Source organism: Martelella radicis, from assembly GCF_014196625.1.
Classification (GTDB): Bacteria; Pseudomonadota; Alphaproteobacteria; order Rhizobiales; family Rhizobiaceae; genus Martelella; species Martelella radicis.
The window spans coordinates 1-1191 of record NZ_JACIDZ010000039.1 but is presented as its reverse complement, the minus strand read 5'-3'; the positions used below and the strand labels follow the sequence as shown (position 1 = coordinate 1191).

At 61.5% G+C, this 1191-nt stretch carries 1 protein-coding gene; it reads right to left on the bottom strand.

The genetic code is table 11. The features are described from left to right. A partial coding sequence (locus GGR30_RS23200) for an autotransporter-associated beta strand repeat-containing protein (RefSeq protein WP_183491655.1) occupies positions 1 to 1191 on the bottom strand: 1191 nt, incomplete at both ends.

Sequence of the window (1191 nt, the reverse complement as noted above, 5' to 3'; positions counted from 1 at the left end):
ACCGTGGTCAGCCCGGTATAGGTATTGGCGGCCGTCAGGATCAGCATGCCGTCGCCCGTCTTGGTCACGGGAACGGGGCTTGGGCCTTCGCCGAGGATAACGCCGATCGTCGCCTTGTCGCTGGCGGTCGTCACTTCGAGATTGACCGTGCCCGGCCCGTCATCGAGCGTCAGCGTGGAATTGGCGGCCGCGCCCGTCAGTTCGTAATCCGTCACGGTAAAGCGCATGCCGTTGACGGTGATCGGTGTGCTGCTGTCGACCGTCACCGTGCCCGCCTGCTGTGTGAACACGGCGATGTCGGACTGGATCCAGTCGATCAACGGCGCGCCGGCGGAAGTCTCCGCCCAGCTCGCAGTCGTACTCGCATCCCAGGTGCCGGTCCCGCCGAAATTGTTGGGTCCTGCCGCAAGCGGATGCCAGAGCAGAGGCTGGCCGGTCGGCGCCTCGACACGGATATAGAGGTAGCCGGGCGCGTTCGTCGGATCGTTGTCCAATACGTAATTGCCCGGATTGTTCAAGAGCGTGAGATTGCTCGCATTCCCAATTGCAGAAGTTGAAAAGTAGATCAGGTTATAGCGCTGGCCGACAACAAGATTGGTCGGTGTGAAACTCACATTGCCGTCCGCCATATTCAGCGTGGTCGCCGTGATCAGAGCCGTCGACGGGTTCATGCCCGGGTTCGGATCGAGGATCACATCGAGGGTCGACCCGGTACCAAGCGTCAATTGGCCGGTGACCCTCAGCATCGGGGACGTTGAATAATTGCCCCTGATCGTGCCGGATTGCCCGACCGTCACGTCGCCATTGATCAAGCCGGTGCCCTGAAGCGTGCCGCCCGCGACCGAGACCGGCCCGCCAAGCGTGCCGGAAAGGTTGAGGGTCCCTGCCGAAACGGTCGTCAAACCATGGAATGTGTCGCTATTGCTGGAGAAGTTGAGCACGCCCGTTCCCATGACATTGAAATGGGCTGGATTTCCTGGATTGGCGGCGGCCGCCAGAACGTTGGTGAAGGGCAGAGCACCGCTCTGGCTGACCGCAAGCGTCGCCCCGTCGGCAATCGTGATGCCGTTGGCAATCGTGCTGTTCGTCGTCCCGTCGCCGAGTTGCAGGATGCCGGCGACAACGCTTGTTCCGCCCTGATAGTCCTTGTCGCCGGTAAAGAAGATCGTTCCGCCTCCTGTCTTCTTGACG